The organism is Lyngbya confervoides BDU141951 (assembly GCF_000817775.3).
Classification (GTDB): Bacteria; Cyanobacteriota; Cyanobacteriia; order Thermosynechococcales; family Thermosynechococcaceae; genus Lyngbya; species Lyngbya confervoides.
On the sequence record NZ_JTHE03000069.1, the window covers coordinates 1 to 3224 of the forward strand.

General features: G+C 48.0%; 2 protein-coding genes. One reads left to right on the forward strand and one right to left on the reverse strand.

What is annotated here, in order from left to right; translation table 11 throughout:
* Positions 1 to 267, reverse strand: a complete 267-nt coding sequence (locus tag QQ91_RS12665) for a hypothetical protein (protein ID WP_130199421.1) — start codon at positions 265 to 267, stop codon at positions 1 to 3.
* A 351-nt stretch (positions 268 to 618) separates the two neighbouring features.
* Between QQ91_RS12665 and QQ91_RS12670 the strand changes: the two genes are divergently transcribed.
* On the forward strand, positions 619 to 3224 hold a 2606-nt coding region (locus QQ91_RS12670), incomplete at its 3' end, for an AAA-like domain-containing protein (RefSeq protein ID WP_166284019.1).

Below are 3224 nucleotides of genomic sequence, written 5' to 3' on the forward strand. Positions count from 1 at the left end.
TTATTCGTTTTCAGGCCAAAACTTGATACCGTCGGCATCGGCAGGAGCCTGTTGAGAGGGGGCTGCCTCGACAGCATCGGGCGGAGCCGGGGCGATCACCTGACAAACGGTCGGGCGTAAATCCATCAAGACAGCGATCGTTAACACCACGACGCCAATCGCCAGCAAGATGCTTAAACCGCTCAGTCGCTGCTGCTGTGCATAAGGGCAAATCGGCGGAACAGTGCCACTGGTAGGTCTAGTTTTATCGGTGTAAGGACAGGTCATTAGCAGTTCCTCTTGATTGACCACACCATTAGGTTGTGATGAAAAGAAGCCAATCTCTGATACGAGAGGGATGACTCACAGCAAGCTGAAGAGATCTCACACTGGCCGATGCTGCAGGCCAAGTGGGAGCGACTTGTGAGAATTCCCTCACAGATCGTGAGGAACTGGAAATCTGCTCTAAAACAGAGAGATGAGCCAAGTCCGTTTTGCCGATTTAAGTGACTTGGCACTGTAGTTGTTGCTGTGGCCTATGCGTTGAAACATCATGTCTTGGACACTGGCGACGGCTACTGCAAGACACGCTCGCGAAGTCACACCTTTTCCCTCAGTCACTCGAATTTCTGTTGAACCATGACCAGCCCGAACTACGACTATGAATTTCAAGCCGGGGGTAGCCTGGCGGCTGATGCGCCCACCTATATCCAGCGAGCGGCTGACGAGGCGATCTATCAAGCGGTGAAAGCAGGCAAATTCGCCTATGTGTTTAATAGTCGGCAAATGGGCAAATCAAGCCTGCGAGTGCAAACGGAGAATCGCCTCAAGGCGGAAGGCATCCGCTGTGCCGCGATCGATCTCAGCACCCTGGGAACCGAAGAAGTATCAGCGGCCCAGTGGTATCGCTCTCTCATTGGCGAACTGAATCGCTGCCTTGATCTACTCCCTGCCCAAGAAGTCGATGCCTGGCTCGAAAAACAGGTAGAAGTGACTCCTGTTTTTCGTCTTCATCGCTTCATTGAAGATGTGCTGCTGGTACAAATTCCTGACCAGCGCATCGTGATTTTCATTGACGAGATTGATAGCGTGCTGTCGCTGTCCTTTCCTGCCAGCGACTTCTTTGCCCTGATCCGCGCCTGCTATAACCGCCAGGTCGATAATGCCGCTTATCGCCGTCTAACCTTTGTCCTGCTGGGGGTGACTACGCCCTCTCAACTCATCCGCGACAGCTCCCGTACCCCCTTTAATATCGGGCAGGCTATTGAACTAACACCCCTGACTCTGGATCGAGCCACTAGACTCGCCGACGGTTTATCGGGCTGGGTGGCCGAGCCGCAGCAAGTCCTTGCTAAAATCTTCTACTGGACCGGGGGACAACCTTACCTGACTCAGCGTCTCTGTGCGTTAGTGCAAGAAAAGGCCATGGAAGCCGATTCCTTACCTTGGATTGGCAAGGGGGAAGCCGCTGTTGCGGTTGCCGATTTAATGCAGCGCCAACTCATTCACAACTGGGAAACCTCCGACGAGCAAGCACACTTCAAAACGATGCGCGATCGCCTCCTGCGCCGTGAGCATCTAGCTAACCGTCTACTAGGCATGTACGAGCAGATTCTGACGCAAGGCTCAATTCCTAAAGAAAACAGCGACCCTCATATGGAACTGCGACTATCAGGATTAGTCGTCAGCTCCAATGGCGATCTAAGAGTCTTCAATCCCACCTATGCCCAAATCTTTGACATCGCCTGGGTACAAACGACACTGGAGAGCTTGCGCCCCTATGCCGAAAGCTTCCAGGCCTGGATGACCTCTGGCTGTACCGATGAGTCTCGACTTTTGCGGGGACAAACGTTGACTGAAGCTGAAGCCTGGGCCAAAGGCAAAGGACTCAGCGATCTGGATGACCGCTACCTGCGAGAAAGCCAAGCCGCAGAAAATCGCGACGTGAAATCAGCGTTGGAGCGATCAGAAGCCCTAAAGCAAGAAATTGAAGCGCGCCAGCAGGCTCTCGAACAGTTTAATCAGGAAGCAGAAGCTCAGATCCAAAAACAAAACCGCCGCATCCGCAACCGCTCTCGAATCGCAGTGGCTACACTCATTGCTTCGCTCGTTGGTGGTGCATTTGCATTGAGCGCGATCGTTCTCTTTAACAACGCTCGCGATGACTTGGATGTAGTTCGCGAAGTAGCCCAATTGGAAAGGGCTGGATTAGCAGCTCAAGAAAAGTTCTCGCTAAGAGAAACAGCAGCACTTTGGGATGCATTTAGAGCCGCTCATAGAGCTGTTCAGATCTATAAAGAATCCAACGGAAATCATCTGGCAAGCAGTCCAATCCTTGCACTACAAATGAGTTTAGAGCAAAAAAAAGAAATACTTTTACCTAGCTTCAAAGGAGCTGTTGAGCAGCCAACCACTTTGACGGAGTTCACACCCGAAGGAAATAGGGTGCTTACGATCATGAATGAGCATGGAGATATAGGCCTATGGGACTTAGAAGGAAACTTAATCACTCAATTCAAGGGACATGAAGATTTAATCAATCGAGCAAATATAAGCCCCAATGGAGAGTACATTGTTACAGCTAGCAAAGATGACGCTATACGTATCTTAAGCATAGATGGCAGCCTTATAAAAACCATGAATAGTATAAGTCCAATCACTAATATTTCGTTTAGTCCAAATGGGAAAAACTTTGGGATACTTGAGCAGAACGGAATATTAAACATATGGGATTCTAAAGGGAGTAGGGTATCAACATTAGGAAATGAGACTGATCCCATTGAGGAATTAATATTCGGCTCGAATGGCAAAATAGTTTTATTGAGAAGAGCGCAAAGTAATGCTTATATTCTTGATTTTTTAGAGGACAAAATAGTTAATCTGGAGACGAACAAAAAAACAATTTCTTCTATCAAGTTTAGTCATGACAGAACCCACATCCTGGCAAGTACAGATGATGGATGGATATTTATTTGGGATTTAGAAGGGAATCAAAGGTTATCAAAGCAAGTTCATGGCGAGATAAGTGAAATTATTCCTAACACTGATGACAATAACTTCATTATAATCTTAGACGGATTTGCAGAATTATGGAACTTTGAAGGCACTAAAGTTGCTGATTTCTATCCAGAAAAATGGGCTTTTGACAACGCTAATTTCAATACTGAAGGCGACACTATACTATTGCGAGAAGCAAATGGATTCATGAGTTTATGGGATCTTGATGGTAATCAAAATGCACTTAT

Excerpts from the sequence above, each read along its gene's own strand:
- QQ91_RS12665 (WP_130199421.1), bottom strand. The coding sequence starts at position 267 with ATGACCTGTCCTTACACCGATAAAACTAGACCTACCAGTGGCACTGTT.